The 21,277-nt window shown below is 42.1% G+C and carries 18 protein-coding genes and 1 pseudogene; 8 read left to right on the forward strand and 11 right to left on the reverse strand.

All coding sequences use genetic code 11. The features are described 5' to 3' along the window. Positions 1-145: 145 nt before the first annotated feature. The 8 genes and pseudogenes from ACT29H_RS06595 to ACT29H_RS06630 all read right to left on the reverse strand — a co-directional run bounded on the left by ACT29H_RS06595 (position 146) and on the right by ACT29H_RS06630 (position 6,030). A complete protein-coding gene (locus ACT29H_RS06595) occupies positions 146-895 on the reverse strand; it encodes a hypothetical protein (protein ID WP_444820818.1) in 750 nt (249 codons plus the stop codon). Between the two features lie 9 nt (positions 896-904). Next, positions 905-2,065, reverse strand: coding sequence for an RHS repeat-associated core domain-containing protein (locus ACT29H_RS06600; RefSeq protein WP_444820819.1), 1,161 nt, complete (start codon positions 2,063-2,065; stop codon positions 905-907). 86 nt (positions 2,066-2,151) lie between these two features. Next, on the reverse strand, positions 2,152-2,430 hold the full coding sequence (locus ACT29H_RS06605) for a hypothetical protein (protein ID WP_444820820.1): 279 nt from the start codon (positions 2,428-2,430) through the stop codon (positions 2,152-2,154). A 75-nt stretch (positions 2,431-2,505) separates the two neighbouring features. Further along, positions 2,506-3,045 carry a hypothetical protein gene (locus tag ACT29H_RS06610; protein ID WP_444820821.1) on the reverse strand — a complete coding sequence of 180 codons (540 nt, stop codon included), beginning with the start codon at positions 3,043-3,045 and terminating at the stop codon, positions 2,506-2,508. A gap of 53 nt (positions 3,046-3,098) precedes the next feature. After that, a complete protein-coding gene (locus tag ACT29H_RS06615; protein ID WP_444820959.1) occupies positions 3,099-3,848 on the reverse strand; it encodes a polymorphic toxin type 23 domain-containing protein in 750 nt (249 codons plus the stop codon). A 24-nt stretch (positions 3,849-3,872) separates the two neighbouring features. After that, a pseudogene (locus ACT29H_RS06620) lies at positions 3,873-4,052 on the reverse strand (RHS repeat-associated core domain-containing protein); the annotation flags it as partial. Positions 4,053-4,195: 143 nt separating this feature from the next. Continuing rightward, complete coding sequence (locus ACT29H_RS06625) at positions 4,196-4,840, reverse strand: hypothetical protein (RefSeq protein WP_444820822.1); 645 nt, start codon at positions 4,838-4,840, stop codon at positions 4,196-4,198. Between the two features lie 5 nt (positions 4,841-4,845). Continuing rightward, entirely contained in the window at positions 4,846-6,030 is a 1,185-nt protein-coding gene (locus tag ACT29H_RS06630; RefSeq protein ID WP_444820823.1) for an RHS repeat-associated core domain-containing protein, read from the reverse strand. 395 nt (positions 6,031-6,425) lie between these two features. On the opposite strand from ACT29H_RS06630, the gene ACT29H_RS06635 reads away from it, so the two are divergent. Beyond that, complete coding sequence (locus ACT29H_RS06635) at positions 6,426-7,730, forward strand: acetyl-CoA hydrolase/transferase family protein (protein WP_444820824.1); 1,305 nt, start codon at positions 6,426-6,428, stop codon at positions 7,728-7,730. A gap of 217 nt (positions 7,731-7,947) precedes the next feature. Here the strand turns inward: ACT29H_RS06635 and ACT29H_RS06640 are convergent, their stop codons facing one another. The 3 genes from ACT29H_RS06640 to ACT29H_RS06650 all read right to left on the reverse strand — a co-directional run bounded on the left by ACT29H_RS06640 (position 7,948) and on the right by ACT29H_RS06650 (position 11,111). Continuing rightward, on the reverse strand, positions 7,948-8,967 hold the full coding sequence (locus tag ACT29H_RS06640; RefSeq protein WP_444820825.1) for a DUF4097 family beta strand repeat-containing protein: 1,020 nt from the start codon (positions 8,965-8,967) through the stop codon (positions 7,948-7,950). 68 nt (positions 8,968-9,035) lie between these two features. Continuing rightward, positions 9,036-10,391, reverse strand: coding sequence for a UDP-N-acetylmuramate--L-alanine ligase (locus tag ACT29H_RS06645; protein WP_444820826.1), 1,356 nt, complete (start codon positions 10,389-10,391; stop codon positions 9,036-9,038). A 60-nt stretch (positions 10,392-10,451) separates the two neighbouring features. Beyond that, a complete protein-coding gene (locus tag ACT29H_RS06650) occupies positions 10,452-11,111 on the reverse strand; it encodes a 2-aminoethylphosphonate--pyruvate aminotransferase (RefSeq protein WP_444820827.1) in 660 nt (219 codons plus the stop codon). Positions 11,112-11,334: 223 nt separating this feature from the next. On the opposite strand from ACT29H_RS06650, the gene priA reads away from it, so the two are divergent. From priA to ACT29H_RS06685, 7 genes are all read left to right on the forward strand, one after another. Then, entirely contained in the window at positions 11,335-13,806 is a 2,472-nt protein-coding gene (priA, locus tag ACT29H_RS06655) for a replication restart helicase PriA (protein ID WP_444820828.1), read from the forward strand. Positions 13,807-13,995: 189 nt separating this feature from the next. Further along, entirely contained in the window at positions 13,996-14,796 is an 801-nt protein-coding gene (locus ACT29H_RS06660) for a ParA family protein (protein ID WP_444820829.1), read from the forward strand. 17 nt (positions 14,797-14,813) lie between these two features. Then, positions 14,814-15,695, forward strand: coding sequence for a ParB/RepB/Spo0J family partition protein (locus tag ACT29H_RS06665; RefSeq protein ID WP_444820830.1), 882 nt, complete (start codon positions 14,814-14,816; stop codon positions 15,693-15,695). Positions 15,696-15,710: 15 nt separating this feature from the next. Beyond that, positions 15,711-16,379: a DUF5683 domain-containing protein gene (locus ACT29H_RS06670; RefSeq protein ID WP_444820831.1), complete on the forward strand. Its 669-nt coding sequence runs from the start codon at positions 15,711-15,713 to the stop codon at positions 16,377-16,379. Between the two features lie 320 nt (positions 16,380-16,699). Then, on the forward strand, positions 16,700-18,259 hold the full coding sequence (locus ACT29H_RS06675) for a transglycosylase SLT domain-containing protein (RefSeq protein WP_444820832.1): 1,560 nt from the start codon (positions 16,700-16,702) through the stop codon (positions 18,257-18,259). Between the two features lie 27 nt (positions 18,260-18,286). Further along, entirely contained in the window at positions 18,287-19,690 is a 1,404-nt protein-coding gene (locus ACT29H_RS06680; RefSeq protein WP_444820833.1) for a hypothetical protein, read from the forward strand. A 10-nt stretch (positions 19,691-19,700) separates the two neighbouring features. Beyond that, positions 19,701-21,209: an MBOAT family O-acyltransferase gene (locus ACT29H_RS06685; protein ID WP_444820834.1), complete on the forward strand. Its 1,509-nt coding sequence runs from the start codon at positions 19,701-19,703 to the stop codon at positions 21,207-21,209. The last annotated feature ends 68 nt before the right edge of the window (positions 21,210-21,277 follow it).

Raw genomic sequence — 21,277 nt, forward strand, 5'->3', positions numbered from 1 at the left:
CCATGCAGGGTGCACAAAAAAGAACCACAACTTTTTAAATTGTGACTCTTTTATATGATTTTTAGATTGTTATATTACACAGAAAACATTTCCGCATGAATAACTCAGGAAATTAATTTACATATCCGAGCGAGCTGGGGGAGAATTACGGACATATCATTTTTTCATCCTCAGGAGTATGTCCTGTACGCCGGAGTGATTGATCAAGTTGATATATAATTGGGATATAAGTATAATTTAACTTGCGGATTCTCTCTAAACTAAAAAATCTACGTATATAGTCGTTCAATTCATAAATATCTTTTTTAATTACGCGATAAACATATATTTTACCATTCTTCACAAACATAAACCCATTATCATCATGAAAACCGCACAAAACATTACTGTAAAGAATCATTTCAGGTTTTTGTTTATTGATATTCTTTATTATATGTTTAAATTTCATCCTTTCGTGGGAATTTTTAATTGAAGGATCTTTATCAATTTCATAATAGCCACTGGCCCACTCAAAAAAATGAGCAAACGCAGTAACATTCATTTTCTTATCAATACAAGCAAGAGTAAATACAATAGAGCTATCAATAGCTATGTAATTGTAAATGTCATCGTTGAGATTGAATGAATCAGTATTTATAAATTGAATGGTTAACATGGGAACTATTTCTTCTTTATGTAATTCAATTTTTTGAGGAGGGATGCCATGTTTGTCACGTCCCCAAATCTTATTATCTAAAACAAAATAGTCATTTACATTTTTTTGAATTTTAGCAATATAACAATCCATATCTGCATTTTGATAGAATTGTTTTAACTCGTATACAATACCTTGCGAATATATACTATTGCAAAAAAACAATCCAAATCCCATTAATACTAAGTAATTTGTTTTCATAAATGTTTATTAGAAAAACCGGAAAATATTCAAAATTACTACACCTTGGCCAGATGATGTAAAATTATACCTGCTTTGCCGAAATGTAAGAGTATTTTTATATGGTGCACGTGTAAATACTCTTAAACTTCTAACGTTATCGGCATGACCTCTAAAATGAACTGAAAACACCTCGTTGTTGTTTGCAGCATTTTGCATATAATTTGCATCAAACAAATTATGATAGTCAGTTCTTGAAAATGTTTGCGAGTTACTAAATGTTTTATTTACTAATGTTTCATAACCTTTATGCGTTGTTGCTACACCAACTTTTTCCTGATAATTAGAAATTTCTTTGAAATTATCATAAGTTCTTGACCCTCCTCTTTTAGTTTCAATTTCAGCAAATGTAGTTGGGACACAATCATTATCTAACGAACCCACGTTAGGCATTCCAAAATCAATCGAATAATCAGGAATATCCCAGTTGAAAAGCGACCATTTATTTCTATTATACCCTATTTCTGAACCCCACCATAAATTCTTTCCGTTAACATCTGCCAATTGGTAACCTGTTATCGCTCCATTTACAAAGCCAGAAAGGGCAGCTCCGCCCCAATTATCAAAAAACGGGTCCCCATTAATTGCATTTCCAATACCATTTAACCCAACATTCACCCCGACTTGGAATACGCCTCTTGTGACCATGCCATCTAAATTAGGAAAAAGTGTAGGCACATTTAGCCCGGCCATTCCTGCACCTGATGATGCACCTGATCCAATCCCGATATATGTACTTGGACTGCTCCAGTTCCAATCTGCAGGATTCATCGGGTTATCGGCAGTAAAAAAATTTGCCTGTACCCCTCCAAAATAAGCCATAGCTAAGATAGGCAACCAAGCAAACTCCCCACTTGGATCGGTATAAATCAATGGATTATTAAAACAATACCCATACCTATTATAATTCAACCAATACCCCGGCGCCTGCAATTGCGGATCGGGACTCAGGAAACGTGCTATCTGCGGGTCATAAACACGCCCGTTCATGTTGATAAGGGCAAAATCATCCAGGTGCTCATGCATCGTGTAGCCTCGGCCGGTAATGTGATTCCCCGGGGTGGTGATGAGACTGGTCCAGTCATCCGGATCACGCCTGTTTCCCCACGGATCAAATGCCTGGCGTTCCACAACGTTGCCGTCTTGGTCTGTCAACGCTGTCAAAGAGCCAAGGTAATCGGTGTAGGCGTAGTAGAGTTGGGCATTGCCGTTTTCCTCTACAAATATTGCTGCCAGACCGTTACCTCCACTAAGGTAATGAATTTTACGTGTTTTTCCATCGGCGGTTTGTTCTTCTTCGTAGTCGCCGAAGTAATAGCAGGTGAGGGTGGTTTGGCCAATGGTTTTAAAACTTGTTTTGCATTCTCATTCCACCGGTTGTGCCTGATGTGATTCGTGTTCCTCGGGGCAGAACTTTTCCGTTGACTTCCTTCAGATTCCACCTCACGAAGGGTCCCCTTGCCTACGGCTAATGGTTGGCGACTATGAACCCCCATAGTGGACTTTCACCACCAGGTTATTTAGCATCACGGCACACTAAAAAAGGGCCTTACTTCCGAGGCTTTTCTATCTTACTTTATAAAATTATTCTTACTGTCAGGCTTTATATCAAACTGCCTAAAATGGAACTCCTGGTTAATATCTGTTTCCGTAGTTCCCTGACTATCCCGCCTTACCATCTTGTTAAATACAAATGTGGAATCGTTTAATATTTCGCCTGATCTCAATAAAACAGGTTTTGAGCAAGGAGCGGGCAGCCAATGCTCTATTGTTATATTGCTGCCACTAATATTAATTATACCCCAAACATCTTTACTCTGTTGCGGCAATGTAGTTTTACTTAATCCTTCAATTTCAGATTCCATTTTATAAAACTCCATTCCACCGGTTCTTAGTAAAACTCCATTCTGATAAAATACAAACGTTTCATAACGTACGATATTCTCCCAATCTGATTCTGGATTGCCATAATAAAAGCCATCTAAGCGTAATTGTATTCCTGTTAAATCAGCCTTATTAAGGGTCAAATCCTTATCATCACACTTTTCACTTTTTTCACATGATAAAAAGGAAAGGAACATTACAAATATTATATAATTCATTTTTCTCATTTGTTTAGATTTTAATATAACGTACTTCCATTTCCCCAACCAAATTGAAAAAATCAGCGAGGATCTCTGTCTAGTGTTAAAATCCACGGATAAGCACTGCCTCGGTTACCTCCATTAAATCCATCATGAGCAAAATCATTTTGGAAGGTTTGTCTGATATTCTCAGTATCCCTACCCATCCTAAATGGACCAAATCCAACATAAAATATACCATGACTTTGGCTTGGGTCTCCTACATCTCCTCCATAAAAAGCACGAGTGTCTTGAATACCATCACCATCCGTATCAATCCATTTATCTCCAATTCCCTCTCCGGTATGCAGTATCATACCCATTTTAAACGGACCTGCTTTTATTCTTGCTCCGGCAGTTCGATAAGCGTCAGAATTAGGGTCTCCTTGTGGCACTCCTGGCAATTTAAAATTTCCAAGGTAAGTATCGTTTTCATATTTCAGGTTTACAAATGGACCTCCAAGCGTAATTGTGTTAGTAGTTTGTACTCTTGGATAACCAACCCCACTAAACGTAGTGCCAGAATAATTAACTAAACCAAACAATGTCCATTCACCACCTTTTCTTGTTTCCCATCCGCCACATCCTCCATAAGTTTCTGAATAATAGGTCTTGCCGTAATTGTATCGGTAACTGACTGGCATAGCCTTGGGCACTCCTAATGAAACATCAAAACCAAGTCCTGTTTGGTGTGTGCCTAACTTTACATCTACATGTACTGCAACTGGAGAAACATATTTCTGCACCTCATAGCCAGATTCTGTAAATAATAACCAAGCTGCTACAGCCAAACCGAATATTTCCCCACTGGGGTCAGTATACAGCAATGGATTATTCAGGCCATAACTATACCTATTAAAATTCTGCGTAAAATCCGGTGCCTGAACATAAGGGTCGGGACTAAGGAAACGACCAAGGGCCGGATCATATAGTCGTGCGTTTCCCGATACACTCCAATAAAGCCCAAAACAAGATGCCTTGCATACGCAGAGCAACCAAAATCAAAGAACGTTTCCTTTATTTATTTGTTAAAACCAAAAAACACCTTTTTTATTTTCAATTGAAAAAATAAATACTGGTTTTATTTCGAGGTTGTGGCGTTACTTTATAGGCACCGGATTTTCCCTGGGCTTTTGCTTTATTTTCCGCTAATGACTTCAACTCGTTTGTGATATAAAAACACCAAGTCATCATCTGTAAGATAATCTCTTATAAAATCAGTAGCTGGTATTGTTTCAAAATTCTCCATTACTGTTTCTTCATGCTTGAAATAAAGTACGTAAAGTTGACAGTTTTTTAAATACCAGTAACACTGAGGCAGATTGTACACCCTAAATATATAATCAGGTGCAATGTCCTTAACTTTAATCATAAGTGGGCGAAGGAAGTTGACATAAGATGTAGTATCCTCACTCAATTCATATTTAACACCATCATAAGTAGCACGGCGGCTTACTACTGCCTTAATAGTTGTATCTGAATAAATAAATGATTCATCAAAAAGTAATTTGCGAGTATTTAAATAGCACAACAACTTTTCTCTTTCTATTTCTTTTTTGCTATATAATTTTACTCCTTCTTTAGTGGCAAAGATTACAGGAATATTTATTATCACAATTTGTTTAAAATCTCGCCCTGTAATATTCTTGCAAGACTTTTGGGTAAAGTCTTTAGCTTTAGCTGTAAATGCTTTCTCTATATTCTCAATAAATATTTCGCTACACTCTTGTGCCTGTATTATTAAGCTTGAGAAACAGATTAGCAAAAAAAGTATCTTTTTCATATCAATTAGAATAATGAAAGTACACTAAAAAAATTTGTAGGGCCACTATTAACGTGTCCTTTAATTGGATTCCACACACTTGTCGAAAGCAATACTCGTTTCCATCCACCTCCAACAACTCTCCATTTATCTGCGGTTGTAACTCTAGTTATGTTAACCCAGTGTTTTACTCCATCTCGGGAGGTTGTTGCTAATATTTCTTTTCCCTGCATCAAGGAACCTCCTACATTATCCCATTCTGCACCACTAATTTTAGTAGACCAATTGACTTTTATCCCAGATTTTCTAGCAACATCTCCGGCATAAGCTCCTGGAGCATTATTTCCTTTGCCTAAAAAATATGAAGCAGACCTGTTACCATGACCATCATCAGCATACTCTAAAGCATAACCATAACAATCCCTTTCTGGATTAGGCTGCAATGTAACACCACTTTTAGGTGTAGCTGAATATGTTGTTTGATTACTATATAATTTGCCAGACCAAGGATTTGCTCCAACACTTTGAGCGTTTTTATATCCTTCAACTCCTCCAGAAATTCCACCTAAAATAAATCCTGTTGCAAAGCCTTGAGCAAAGCCACTTCCGAAAGCCCCCCAATCATCTTCCATGATTACATTTCCAAAGCCTCCGGCAAGTCCTCCTGCGGCTCCTTGCATTCCGCCTTCTATTAATGCACCTGGTATTGCTCCGTAGACCTGAAGCCCTTGTGTTAAAATTCCAGCACCTGCCCCTGCAGCTCCTGATATTGCTCCAACTGCTAATGATTTCCCGAACTGTCCCCAGTCCCATTGTTGACCTGTTATTGCTGTTGATGCAGCATAGATTCCGCCATTTATCACAGCTCCCCAACATGCTGCATCAATTATCGCTCCAACAGGACCTAAGAAGGCAGTAAAAAAGAACTCCCCATCCGGGTCAGTATAGATAAGTGGGTTATTAAGGCAATAACTATACCGGTTAAAATTCTGCGTAAAATCCGGTGTCTGAACATAAGGGGCGGGACTAAGGAAACGCGCTATCTGCGGGTCATAAACACGCCCGTTCATGTTGATGTGAGCAAAATCATCCAAATGCTCATGCATCGTGTAGCCCCGGCCGGTGATGTGACTCACCGGAGTGGTGATGAGACTGGTCCAGTCATCCGGATCACGCCTGTTTCCCCACGGATCGAATGCCTGGCGTTCCACGATGTTGCCGTCTTTGTCTGTCAAAGCTGTCAAAGAGCCCAGGTAATCGGTGTAGGCGCAGTAGAGTTGGGCATTGTCGTTTTCCTCTACAAATATTGCTGCCAGACCGTTACCCCCGCTAAGATAGTGAATTATGCGAATAAGCGGACCCGGCCCATTCTTTTTGAAAAGTTAAAAAAATTTAGGTTTTATTATAAAATAAGTAAAATGTATTCTCAATTTCTGCAACTTGCTGAATGCAATAAAGAAATAAATCTTTATTTCTTAAGAATGATTTTAAATACAGAGTAAACCAACTGAGAAAGTGACACTAATCAGGGAAAAATGGCGGAAAACAACTACTTTTGTTCAGTTTTTCGAAACATCTAACAGATCATTATAAAATTTATTTCGACATGCAGTATAAAACAGTATCTGCCGAAGAGGCTGTTAAAGTTATCAAATCAGGCGACCGCATTCATTTGAGTAGTGTTGCCGTTACTCCGCATGCTCTCATTGAGGCCATGGTAGAGCGAGGACGAAGAGGAGAGTTTCAGGACGTAAAAGTTCAACACATCCACACAGAAGGACCTGCCCCCTATGCAGATCCTGAGCTGGAAGGGGTCTTTCAACTTGAATCATTTTTTGTAGGTGCCAACGTCCGCAAAGTGACTCAGGCCGGCTATGCCGATTACATCCCTGTCTTTTTGAGTGAAACCCAAAAACTGATTCGCGAAGGGTATCTGAAAGTTAACGTGGCAATGGTACAGGTTTCTCCGCCCGACCGTCATGGATATGTATCTTTGGGAACTTCTGTCGATGCCACTCTTGCCGCCATCGAAACGGCCGATACCGTCATTGCACAGATCAACAAAAATGTACCCAGAACATGGGGTGATGCCCAAATCAACATGCGCGATATCGACTTGTTTGTAGAGCACGATGAACCCCTTTTCATCCATAACAATGCTCCCCTCTCCGAAGTGGACCGGGCAATTGGTCATAACGTTGCTGAGCTGGTGGAAGACGGCGCCTGCTTGCAAATGGGTATTGGCGGCATTCCCAACGCTGTTTTGGCAGAGCTGGGCAACCACAAAGACTTGGGCGTTCACACAGAGATGTTCTCCGACGGCATCCTTCCGCTGGTAGAAAAAGGGGTCGTTAACGGAAAGAAAAAACAAATTGACAAAGGTCTGATGGTGGCTTCATTCCTGATGGGTTCTCAAGAACTGTATGACTTTGTTCACGACAACCCGATGGTGGCCATGATGGATGTACGTCACACCAACAGCGTAGAAATTATCCGCAAAAACAAAAAAGTGACCGCCATCAACTCAGCATTGGCCGTTGACATTACCGGTCAGGTATGCGCCGACTCAATCGGAACCACTCACTACTCAGGTGTAGGTGGACAAATCGACTTCATCAGAGGTGCCGGTTATTCTGAAGGCGGGAAGCCCATCATTGCCATGCCATCCGTAACATCGAAAGGTATTTCCAAAATTTCACCCACCCTGTTGGAAGGCTCTGGTGTTGTAACCACTCGTGCCAACATGCACTGGCTGGTGACAGAATATGGAGCCGTAAATCTTTACGGTAAAACGTTGCAGGAAAGAGCCCGGCTCATCATTTCGGTAGCCCATCCCGACCATAGGGAAATGCTTGAAAAAGCTGCCTTTGATCGCTTTGGCTCTCATTTCCATTTCGTTTCTAAAAAATAGAGTTTTAAAGCTGTAGTATAAAAAACTCTGTGCTTTCGGACAGTGCTTGGCGTAACATCTGTTACACGAAGCATTGTCCGGTTCAGCACAGAGTTTTGTTTTTTTATCACCATCCATTACCAATGGACGGCAAGAATCTCTTTTAGGGATTTCAACCGATCACATCTTGTAAGCGTGAAGGAAAAACCCCAGCGTCAGACAAACAGACGACACCCGATTATTGAAAAAGCAGATCGCCGGATGTACTTGCGGCTTTAATCCAAACATTACCTTTTTCAATCAACAAACTTTTTTCCCCTTTTGATTCTCCTGCCACAATATCTCCTGACTGACTTTTCATTCGGAAGCTTAGATCGTCCAACGAATTTTCCAGATCCATGAGAATATCCCCGGAAACAGAATTAAAGCTGCCGGTTTTCAGGATCATCATCTTCTGCCCTCTCTGATCGCCACTGGTGGTCCACAGCTCCACTGAGCCGGTGACATCCGACAAACGTACATCGCCTGAAACGGTCTTAGCAAGCAGGTTGCCTCTCATCCCGGTCATAAGAATATTGCCCGAGGTGGCTCTGAATTCCCCACCGTTCAGCAGACTTTCTCCGGAGACATCGCCCGATGTAGTTCCGACATTGCATCGACCTTCCATCATTTTTAAATTAAAATTTCCAGAAGTACTCTGGCCGGTAAAGGCTCCTTTGACCTTTTCAATTTTAGTATCACCACTCACAGTCTGAACCATTAAGGGCCCTTCCACCACTGAGGCGGTAATATTTCCCGACACACTTTTCAAATAGGTATTGGCCCCTGCGCCAGAGGTAAATATTTCGCCGGAAACTGTTTTAAGGTTCATGTTATCACTGCCGATGTTAGTCACATTCACATTGCCCGACACATTGTTCACCTTAATGGCCACATGATCGGGCACTTTAAACATCAGAAATCCACGGACATTTCCTCTAACACTCTCTTTATGATCGATCCAAACCTTTAATTCATTACCATTTTGCGATGTTTTAATTGCTAAATCACCGGTCGTTTTAGTGCTTCTGATTTCACCTTTTAGATGTACTTCATCCACCCCTCCCGGTTCCACATTCACATCACAGAAAAAACCTTCCACAAGGATTCTTTCAATATTTTGAAAACGGGCGTCGACCTGATCGACCAATTGTTGGGCATTGACACTGCAGACAAAACTCCACAGAATAATAGAAAAAATGAAAAAAAGATGCTTCATATCATTTACTATTTAGACATTACAAAATAATGTGACGCTTAAAAGAATGATAAGTTACATCTAACTGCTTAGGAAATCAAGCGTGAGGCAATTTTTGAAATATCGATACCCCCCAGATTACCTGAACTCATGACCAATAGATTGGTATCTTCAATCCTTAATCCGCTCAAGAAATCCTCCAACTGAACGGGGGAAGTTATTACCCTCAGACGCGGTGCCCCAAAAGCCATTTTAACCTCCTCCGGGGTGATGGGGGGCAGTTTTTTGTGAGCCACCACTTCGGGATTGAAAAAGACGACTGCCTCATCGGCTTGTGACAAGGTATCCTTGTATTGTGGCAGGAAATCACGATTCAGGCTACTGAATGTATGCAACTCTGCCACCGCCACCAGCTTCCGCTGAGGGTATTGCTCTTTGACGGCCGACACGGTAGCCCGCACTTTGGACGGGGCATGGGCAAAATCGAAAAAGATGGTTGAATCCTCATTTTCTGCCAAAACTTGTAAACGTCGGGCAGCACCATCAAAAGATTGCATCGCAGCCCAGAATTCTTCCGCCCCAATACCAATCTTTTGCACCACCAACAAGGCACCTGACAAGTTTTGCAAATTATGTCGTCCAAATATTTTCAGGACAAATTTTCTTTCTCCACATTTCACCAAGGTTTTACCCTTTTCGGTAGTTGCCTCCACTTCCCCATAGGAGACTGCCGTTGCCGATTTTAATTTCCGGGCAATTCCGGCCAATACCTGATCACCCCCATAATAAAACAGCATTCCACCGGGGCGGATGGATTGTGCGAAAAGTTCAAACTGGTGATTATAGGCCTCGATGGTCGGGAAAACATTGATGTGATCCCAGGCAATACCGGACACCAAGGCGATATGCGGTTTATACCAAAGAAATTTCGGGCGACGGTCAATGGGGGACGACAAATATTCGTCGCCTTCGAATATCGCCAAAGGGGCATCCTCAGATAAACGCACCATGGTATCAAAACCTTTGATATTGGCCCCCACCATAAAATCAAAATCTTTGTTTAAGGTCTTGAGAACATGAAGGAGCATGGAAGTGATGGTGGTTTTTCCGTGACTTCCGGCTATGACCACTCTGGTTTTATGGCGGGTTTGCTCAAAAAGATATTCAGGATAGGAATAGACTTTTATATTTAGTTCACGAGCTTTTAACAGTTCGGGATTATCGGGTCGGGCATGCATCCCCAAAATAACGGCATCGATCTCGGAAGTAATTTTATCCGAATTCCACCCCATGACATCGGGCAATAATCCATATTGTTTCAGTCGACTTCGACTGGGTTCAAACACCTCATCATCGGAGCCCGAAACATTATAACCTTTTTTGTGAAGAGCAATGGCCAGATTATGCATGGCACTTCCCCCTATGGCAATAAAATGTATCCTCATATGATCCTTGCTGACATGAAAAATGTAACGATCAACAAAGAAAACAAAACTTTACGGATATTACATCTCTACGGGGGCAATATTGGATTCCCTACTTTTGATCGTCCCCTGCCAATGGGCATGCAGATCAAAATTCAGGGAACGGGCATTTCCTTCAGTTTGAACCAGCTTGCTTCGGCGCGCCACCACAAACGATTGATCCGGAAGGTTATTCCAACCGCCAATCATAAAATCGACCATTCCGCAGGTTCGCTCCTTTACCTTTTGAACCGGCGTTCGGCAATAGAGAATGAGTTCTATATCGCTCATCCTTAAAATGGGTGACAAATAACGGATATATTCCGCTATCGGTTCTTTATTGTCAGCCACCACCAAAACCAAATGTGAGATCTCCGGATAGCGTGGCAAAAGCGTATTCATCAAAGGAATTTCTTGGGGAGCGGCCTCAAAACAAATGGCTGAGATATCCAGCTTATCTGCTCTTTCAGCAATGTCACCCAAAAAACCTTTCCCTGTTATTAACATCTCCTTTCCATGCGGGATTGCCGACGAAAGCACACAGTCGAGAGCTTGGAGAGAGGAGCTATTAAAAAAGATCGCCTCGAAACCGGTTCGATAAAAATGGTTTGGTGGAATGGAGTCCTGCGTCCACATGGAGACAACGCTCCGGCTTAAATCGTCAGAAACGATCTTTTGTCCGGGAAGAGAAAGCATACCCATAATTTTTTGATTTAGATGATTACTATCCGAATGTTGGAATTGGGATGGCTAAGAAAGAGTCCAAATATTATCCAAACATTAATGACGCATTACCAAAACCTTAATATTTCTAATTCATTGACAATCGGGCAACAAGATACACGTACACAACGGAACAAATAAAACGTCTATTTTTGATGCCGCTTTCTTTTTCTAACTTTATGCTCCCTAATAAAAGCCAATCATGACACCGGACTTATATGCCGACATTATATTACCCGTACCGCTTCCCCGGCTCTTCACCTATCAGGTGCCTGCTGAGCCGGAATTCAAACATCTGGAACCCGGCATTCGTGTAGTAGTGCCCTTTGGAAAAAAGAAGCAATATTCCGGGATTATCTACTGCCTCCACCGGAACCGTCCGGAAAGTTATGATACCAAGCCCATACTATCCGTCCTCGACAAAAGTCCGGTTGTCACCGCCAAACAACTGGACTTCTGGCAATGGATCGCAGAATATTATCAATGTACGCTGGGTGAAGTCTACAAGGCAGCTCTCCCCTCCGGATTAAAACTGGAAAGCGAAACCCGGGTGTACTTTAATCCCGACTATGAACAATCCGATGAGTTGCCGGAAAAAGCCGTGAAGCTGCTCTTCTTCTTATCGGAAAAGAAAGTCGCGACGATCGGTGACATCAATGATTTTCTGGAACAAAAGAACAGCTTTAACCTGTTACAAAAAATGATTGATGAGAAAGCCGTTTTTGTTACCGAGCAGATCAAGGAAGGGTATCGTCCCAAAAAAGAGAACTTCCTCAGAGTAGGAGAAACGTACAGAAATGAAACAGAACTGCATGAAGCTTTCAACCACCTTGAGAAAGCACCACGGCAACTGGAATTACTCATGAGGCTGATTCAGTTGGTGGGGGGGGCAGGTAATGCCCTGCAGGGGAAAACCATTTCACGCAAATTACTTCTTAAAGAACACCCTGGTTCGACGACAGCTCTCAATGAACTGATCAAAAAAAAGATACTGGAACAACAAGCTATTGAAGTGGGACGCCTGGAACAGTGGCAAGGCAACCTAAAAGAAAAAAACACTTTTTCACCGGCTCAGGCCAAAGCCTATGAAGATATTGAGGAGTCCTTCAAAGAACATACCGTGGTGCTTTTTCATGGAGTTACCTCAAGTGGGAAAACCGAACTCTATATTCATCTCATTGAAAAATATCTGAAAGCAGGCCAACAAGTCCTCTACCTCTTACCGGAAATTGCCTTGACTACCCAAATCACTCATCGGTTGAAGAAACATTTCGGCAACAAGCTGGGCATCTATCACTCCAAATTCAGTAATGAAGAGCGCGTCGAGGTTTACCGTGACCTCCTGGAAGAAAAAAACTATCAGGTCATTTTGGGCGTTCGCTCATCCATATTTTTACCTTTCCGGAATCTGGGACTCATCATTGTTGATGAAGAACATGAACATTCATTCAAACAATTTGACCCGGCTCCCCGCTATCATGCCCGCGATGCAGGAATAATGCTGGCACACCGTCACGGTGCCAAGGTATTGTTGGGCACGGCAACCCCTTCCATAGAAAGCTATTATAATGCGGAAAGAGGAAAATATGGGCTGGTAGAGCTTCACACGCGCTACGACGACATACAACTTCCCCGCATCGTGGTAGCCGACCTAAAGGAAGCCCGACGAAAAAAACAGATGAAATCACATTTTACCCCTGAATTATTTACAGAGATTCAGAACGCATTGGCCAACAAGCAACAGATCATCCTGTTTCAAAACAGAAGGGGCTTTTCACCTTTTCTGGAATGCACTGTCTGCTCGTGGGTCCCCCGTTGCAATTTTTGCGATGTGAGCATGACCTACCATAAAAAAATGAACCAATTGGTTTGTCATTATTGTGGACATACCGTAACCACTCCCACCACCTGTCAGGCATGTGGAAGCCCTGCACTCTCCACACAGGGCTTTGGCACGGAAAAAATAGAAGAAGAGGTAAAATTGCTGTTTCCCGAAGCCAAAGTTGCCCGAATGGATTTGGACACCACCCGTTCCAAAAAGTCGTATCAAACCTTAATCTCCGATTTTGAGTCGGGCGCCGTAGATATTTTGATCGGCACACAAATGGTCACCAAAGGCCTCGATTTTGACAATGTAAATATGGTGGGAATACTAAATGCCGACAACCTTCTTAACATGCCCGATTTCAGAGCTTTTGAGAGAGGTTTTCAGATGATGGCTCAGGTAAGTGGACGTGCCGGACGAAAAAACAAAAGAGGAACAGTGGTTTTACAAACTTCCTCTCCGGAGCATCCGATCATCCAATATGTGGTAGAAAACAACTACTATCAGATGTACCGGAGCCAACTTACAGAAAGGCACGCATTCAATTATCCCCCCTATTTCAGATTGATCTATTTGGTATTAAAACATAAACAAAAACCGGTAGTGGACAAAGCCGCCCAATCTCTGGCGGAACATTTGCGAGCCCTTTTGGGGAGCCGTGTTCTTGGGCCTCAAGAGCCGCCGGTGGGCCGCATTCAAAATCAATATTTATCTCGTATCCTCATCAAATTTGAAAAAGCCCATTCCCCAGGTCGTGTCAAAAACATCATCAACGACGCTGTCAACACCTTATTGAGTCATCAACGCTGGAAATATGTTTCTATCCATGCAGATGTGGATCCTCTATAACCCCAAAAAGTAAACGGATTTTTATACCTTTGCAGGAAGGCTTAACCCCCTTAAAACGAGCTTAATCTTTGCTTATTAATGAAATAAATAGCAAGAAGAAAGCTATTTTTTTAAGATAAAAGTATAACTTTGGCTGTTGCCCAAAATGGGTATATTACCATATCCCGGAAAATTGAAAAATTTAAATCTATGGCTAAAATAATTGCTTTAGCAAACCAGAAAGGTGGTGTTGGAAAAACAACAACAGCGATCAACCTTGCTGCCAGTCTGGCAGTACTCGAATACAATGTCCTGATCATCGATGCCGATCCGCAGGCCAATGCAACCTCGGGGCTGGGTTTCGACCTTCGGGAAGTAGAGACAAGTATTTACGAATGCATTGTAGATGGAGAAGACCCCAGGAAAGCCATTCAGGAAGGGGAAATTGATCACTTGTATTTGCTTCCGTCTCACATCGATCTGGTAGGAGCCGAAATAGAGATGCTTAATATGCCCGACAGAGAAAAAGTCCTTAAAAACGTCATCAATAAAATCACTGATGATTTCGACTTTATTCTGATCGATTGTTCTCCTTCATTGGGTTTAATCACTGTCAATGCTCTGACAGCCGCCGATTCGGTTATCATTCCCGTTCAATGTGAATATTTTGCATTGGAAGGATTAGGGAAATTACTAAATACCATCAAGATTATTCAGAATCGTCTCAATCCGGAATTGGAAATAGAAGGATTCCTCCTTACCATGTACGATTCCAGACTTCGACTTTCGAACCAGGTGGTAGAAGAAGTGAAGAAGCATTTTCAAGATATGGTATTTGAAACGCTTATCACGCGCAACATAAAACTGAGTGAAGCACCCAGTTACGGGAAAGCGGTTGTAATGTATGATGCTGCATCGAAAGGTGCCATGAACTATCTCAACCTGGCCCGGGAGTTGTTACAGAAAAATAACATGACACAGATTGACAGTAAAAATAAAGTAGCCAACTAAAGATACAGGAGAAAACAATGGCAAGAAAAAATGCATTGGGACGAGGACTTGGAGCTTTAATTGACAATCCCGACGATTACTCAAGGAGTGCCCCAAAACCGGAAGCCTCCATCAACGAAATTCCCGTAGAAAAAATAGAAGGTAACCCTTGGCAACCCCGTTCCCGATTTGACGAAGAAAGACTTAATGAACTGGCCGCCTCCATCCGCAAAATAGGCATCATTCAACCTCTGACCCTCCGTAAAACAGGAGATAAATATCAGCTAATTGCGGGAGAACGACGCTTCAGAGCATCTAAAATAGCCGGTCTAAAAACCGTTCCGGCCTATGTTCGTAATGCGGAAGATGATGCCATGCTGGAGATGGCATTGGTGGAAAACATTCAACGGGAAGACCTCGATCCCATTGAAGTGGCCATAAGTTACCAACGTCTGATGGAAGAGTGCAACCTGACGCAGGAAAGCATGTCGGAAAGAGTCGGAAAAAAACGATCCACCATATCCAATTATTTGCGACTCCTTAAATTACCGGCTGAAATACAACTGGGACTTCGGGAGAAACAAATCTCCATGGGTCATGCCCGTGCACTGATCAATTTAGAAGACCAAAAAGAAAGGCTGAAAATATTCAATCAGATCATAAAAGAAGACCTGAGCGTCAGGAAGGTGGAGGAACTGGTTAGAAAAGCCACAAAAGGAGAGGAACCCAAGAAAAAGGAGGCAAAAAAGGAACTCCCTGTCGAATATGAACAATTGAGACAGCAATTATCCAACTTTTTTAAAACCAACATTCAGTTTTCCAGAGGGAATGACGGAAAAGGGAAAATCGTTATTCCTTTCCGCAACGACGATGAGTTGGAAAAGATTGTCAATGTTCTCGACAAAGCCAATACAAAATAAAATATAACGGGGAGGATGGACTTTATGCTGTGGCGGAGGTTTGAGAGAACGCTCATAATAATAATATTGCTTTTGGCAGGGACCGGGACGCACTGGCTTCAGGCTCAGGAAATCGTAACTACCGATACCGTTGCCTTTAACGCTGAGACTTCTCTGCAAGAGGTTTTCCCAATTCCGGAAAAAGAGATCCATTCCCCCCATAAGGCGACTTTTTATTCTGCTATTCTGCCGGGGCTGGGACAGGCATACAACAAAAAATACTGGAAAATTCCAATCATATACGGGGTTATAGGCTCTATGACCTACGCGATCCATTTCAACACCACCAACTATACCAAATACAAAAATGCCTATCGCGATTTCCTGATCGGTGATCCGGGGAATAAATCCTACATAGAGGTCATTCCTCCAACCCTAACGGTTGAACAGGTGGAGGGCCAATATGCCCAATGGTTTGAAGAAGCGCTCGAAAACAAAAAGGAGTATTACCGTCGATACAGAGACTTAAGCTACATTATTATGGCCGGCATCTATGTTTTAAACTTGATAGATGCCACGGTAGATGCTCACTTTTATGATTTTGATGTGAGTGATGATCTTTCTATGAGAGTGCATCCTGTAATTATGGAGCCGACACCTTTTTCCCAAAAAAATATCGGAATACAGTTGTCTTTTAATTTTTAAACTTATTCTGGGAGCGAAATGATGTTTTTTTGGGGGTAGGATTACTAATCGGGTCTAATTGGTTAACAGATAAGGACAATCCGCGAATTAGACCGGATTTTTGCAAACAAAACCATCATGGCAATGCTTGCCAAAAAAGAATGTGTATACAATTTAAGTACGCCATGCGAGTTCCATCAGACCAATGGATTAACCAATTTTTATACGGATGAAACCTTTCTGGTCTACCCTCGTAACCGATATATTCGGCAGACCGACCGGGTCATTCGGTATTGCCAACCGCTTCCTAGTACACACAAACCGTCAGAAAAGAAAAAAAGATGAAACATTTCAGGTTTTTATTCATTGACAAACGTTACTTCACGCTCCTGTTGGCAATACTGTTTTTTTCCCCTTGTCAAGGATCATCCCAAGAGCCGGAAACCGACACCCTTTCAATAAAATCCTCCCCCAACATTGATGTTTTCACCCGATCGCTGGACAGTTTGGTCAATGTATGGTACGCCACGACCACGCCCGGATTGGTGGTAGATACCATCTACGAAAACGCATTCACTCATAGCAAAGATTTTAACGACTCTATTCTTATCAGACGCCTTGGCAAAATTGTTTCAGCCTTTCCTCTCACCTACAACAATCATGTTAAATCCTTTATTAAGCTCTATACCTTGGAACGCCGAGAACAGGTAGAAACCATGCTTGGCCTGTCGGATTATTATTTTCCGTTATTCGAAGCTGAATTGGATGCAGCAGGTCTTCCGCTTGAACTAAAATACCTTCCGGTTATTGAGTCGGCCTTAAACCCAAGGGCCTTTTCGCGGGCGGGAGCTTCCGGCTTGTGGCAGTTTATGTATTACACAGGGAAACAGTATGGTCTTGAAATCAATTCTTACGTGGATGAGCGTAGAGATCCTCATAAATCGACTCGTGCAGCCGTAAAATTCCTAAGCGATCTGTATGACATTTACGGCGACTGGCAGTTGGTTATTGCAGCCTACAATTGTGGTCCCGGAAATGTAAACCGGGCTATCCGCCGCAGTGGTGGAAAAAGAAACTTTTGGGAATTGTTTTACCTCCTACCTCGTGAAACGAGAGGATATGTTCCAGCCTTTATTGCCGCGACCTATACATTTCATTACCATAAAGAACATAACCTCAAGCCACGCCCCACCCTGCTACCGGTAGCCACGGATACGGTCATGATATCCAAACCCCTTCACTTTTCTCAGGTAGCTGAAATGATGAATATACCCATCGACATAGTTCGACAGCTGAATCCCCAATACCGACGAGACATAATACCTGCACAAAATCAATCGTATCCGCTTCGGTTAGCGTTTCACCAATCTACCTTTTTTGTCTCCCGGGAAGACACCATTTATAATTACAACCGCTCAAAATTTTTCCCCAACAACCAACTGGTCATAAAACCGGGTAGCACCACGGCCGGATCGGCAGCACCGCCTCCCGGAAAAGCCAAAATATATTATACGGTAAAATCCGGTGACGTAGTAGGACTCATTGCCGACTGGTTCGATGTATATACCTCCAGCCTACGCTATTGGAACAATATTCGTCGAAACATTATTCGGGTTGGGCAAAAGCTGGTTATTTATGTGGACAAGGATAAAGTGGATTATTACAAAGAGATAGCACGACAAAAGAGCGGCTATTCTTCATCATCGGCCGACAATCAACTGGCCGATTCCGGAAAGGATGGAGACTACATTTATTACACCGTTGGCCATGGAGACAGCGTTTGGTCCATTGCCAAAAAATATCCGGGTGTAACAGATACCGACATACTGCGTTTAAATAATATAAAAAACGCGCGTAGTATCAAACCCGGACAAAAATTAAAAATAAAACCAAAATCCTAATGGCATCGGTGCATTAAGAGATGACGGATGATACGTCCGATAAAAATATTTCTGTACTTTTTTCTGATCCTTTTGCTGATCATGATTATTGATCGGGGATTGTCCCATATGGGCATTTCTCTGGTTCCTGCTATTTGGGACCCCCCACTCACAGCCGGTGACCCCACAGCGCAGATATCGCTTAATTCTCCTCCGGGAACAAAGGAGGAAAATGATTCTGTATCTGTTTTGACAAAACCATCAACAGATAACGCAGTTGTCGTTCCGGAAGGGATAAAAACGATTTATATCAATGATTCTGCATTAATAGCGCCTCCCCAATTCATACAACTCTTTACCCATTTTTGTAATCGGGCGGAAAAGGCAAAAGAACAGGGATTACTTGTCAGAATTCTGCACATAGGCGACTCTCAAATAGAAGCAGACAGGATTACAGGTACATTGCGAAAAAAATTCCAAAACCGTTACGGTGGAAGTGGCCCGGGTTTTATAGTCCCTTTTGATCCACAGCATGTCAATGCCACCGTACGATTAATCAATAAAGGAGATTGGCAGCTGTCATACAGCTATCGAAAAAACAATTACCCCGGCAATCTTAATTTTGGCTTTTCGGCCAAAGCAGCCTGGTTTAAAGGAGAATCGGCTAGTTTTATAGTATCTCCCATTGTCTGGAAATCCCAAAAGCTGGGGAACTTCACCAGAGCCAAGTTGTTCGTGACCACTGAAAAAGACTCCCTATTTATTCGTGTAAGAGATAATTCAACCTTATTATCATCAGTGGTTTTACCGCCATTGAACGATATTCAGACCTTAACTATTGACCAAATCCCGCCTGAAAAAAAAGTTACTTTTGAATTTACATCAGGGCACTCTCCCGCGTTCCATGGATTAACACTTGACGGCGATTATGGGGTGGCAGTAGACAATATGGCCATGCGAGGCCGTCCTTGGCCAGGGGTCCGTCTGGCTGAACACCAACTGTTAAAGTCGATGTCGGACGAATTAAACATCGGGCTCTTTATCCTTCAATTTGGGACCAATATTTTACCGACCCGTTCCGATGATTATCATTTTTATTATTCACACTTTGTCAAGGAACTAAAAATTTTTAACACACTCTTCCCTGACATACCCGTTTTGGTGATCGGCGTTCAGGCCGCGGCTGGGTTATCTGGCAATGAAGTAAAGCCACTCCAACGGGCCCGTCTGATTTCAGAAGCTCAACGAACAGCAGCGTTGGAATGTCACATGGGCTTTATTGATTTGCAAAAAGCTATGGGAGGTGTGGATGCCGCAATATTATGGGCCAACCATAAACCACCGCTCATCTCCTCCGATTATATGCACTTTAGCAGAAAAGGAGCATACGAAATAGCAATCAAAATTTGGAACTTAATGGAAGCTCTTCGGACCAAAATCTATGAACAGTAACTAATTTTTCATGAAATCGCTGCTCGATATAATAACTTACACCCCGGGAGAACCATTTATGTTCACCTCATCCCTGTTCTGGATTTTTTTTGGACTCGTATTGTTTATTCATTCTCTGATATATCGAAAACGGGCCCTACGCAGTATTTTTTTATTTTTTGCCAGTCTCTTTTTTTATTACAAAGCCGGAGGATATTATTTCTTCATACTAATAATTTCTACCCTAACAGATTATTGGATAGGCTTGGGGATGGAACATTTCACCAAACAGTGGAAAAGAAAACTATTATTACTCCTCAGTCTGTCTGTCAATCTGGGAATGCTTGGCTACTTCAAATATGCCTGGTTTATTGCCGGCACCTGGGCAGACCTATCGGGCCAAAACATTGAAATGAAAGACTGGCTGGCAGAATTTTTTAACAATATTTGGGGAAGTTCGTTGGATATTACCGACATAGTTCTACCAATAGGGATCTCCTTTTTTACCTTTCAGACCATCAGCTATACCATTGATGTCTACCGTCGTCAGCTGGCGCCTGTTCGCAATATTTTTGACTTTGGTTTCTATGTTTCTTTTTTCCCTCAATTGGTAGCCGGGCCAATAGTACGGGCTCGGGAATTTATTCCACAATTGTATCGTTCTTTTAATCTGACCGAACAACAAGTCTGGCATGCGGTATTTCTAATACTTTCAGGATTGATAAAAAAATTAGTCTTTTCTGATTACATAGCAATCAACCTATCGGATAGAATTTTCGAGACCCCCTATCTCTATTCTGGCTTTGAAATATTGTCATCTGTTTATGGTTATACCCTTCAAATTTATTGTGACTTTAGCGGCTATACCGATGTGGCGATTGGACTGGCTCTTCTTTTAGGTTTTAGATTACCAATTAATTTCAACAGCCCATATAAGGCTCTCTCGCTCGAGGACTTTTGGCGTCGCTGGCACATTTCCCTTTCCAGTTGGTTACGCGACTACCTTTACATTCCTTTGGGAGGAAACAGGAAAGGCCAGTGGCGAACACAATTAAACGTCATGATAACTATGACCTTAGGTGGCTTCTGGCACGGTGCTTCCTGGCGTTTTGTACTTTGGGGAATCTGGCACGGAACAGGGTTAATCATCGACAAGTTGTTAAAACCAATAACATCCCGACTTCCTCAATGGATGGCATCATGGGCAGGCTTTTTAATAACCTTTCATTTTGTTGCGGCAGGTTGGATATTATTTAGGGTTTCTGATCTTCAAAAAGCTTTTACTATGATAGAAAGGATTTTTATTGTTTTTCGACCCGAATTGATATTTCAGGCCCTTTCGGCCAACCCTCTTTCATATATTCTGCTGGTTTCCGGGTTTATTCTTCACTGGCTTCCGGCCTCTCTGAAAGAAAATATTAGAGGAAGGTTCATCACTGCGTCGTGGCCTGTCAAAGTGACACTAGCAGCCATTGTCGGCGTTATCCTGCTTCATTTCAGAAATATCGGCATTGTACCTTTTATCTATTTCAGATTTTAAGGAATCCCCCTGACAAAATACATATCCATACGAATTGTTTTAATATATTGCTGATTCAGGATTGAATT

This window comes from Thermophagus sp. OGC60D27, assembly GCF_052400625.1.
GTDB lineage: Bacteria > Bacteroidota > Bacteroidia > Bacteroidales > Marinilabiliaceae > Thermophagus.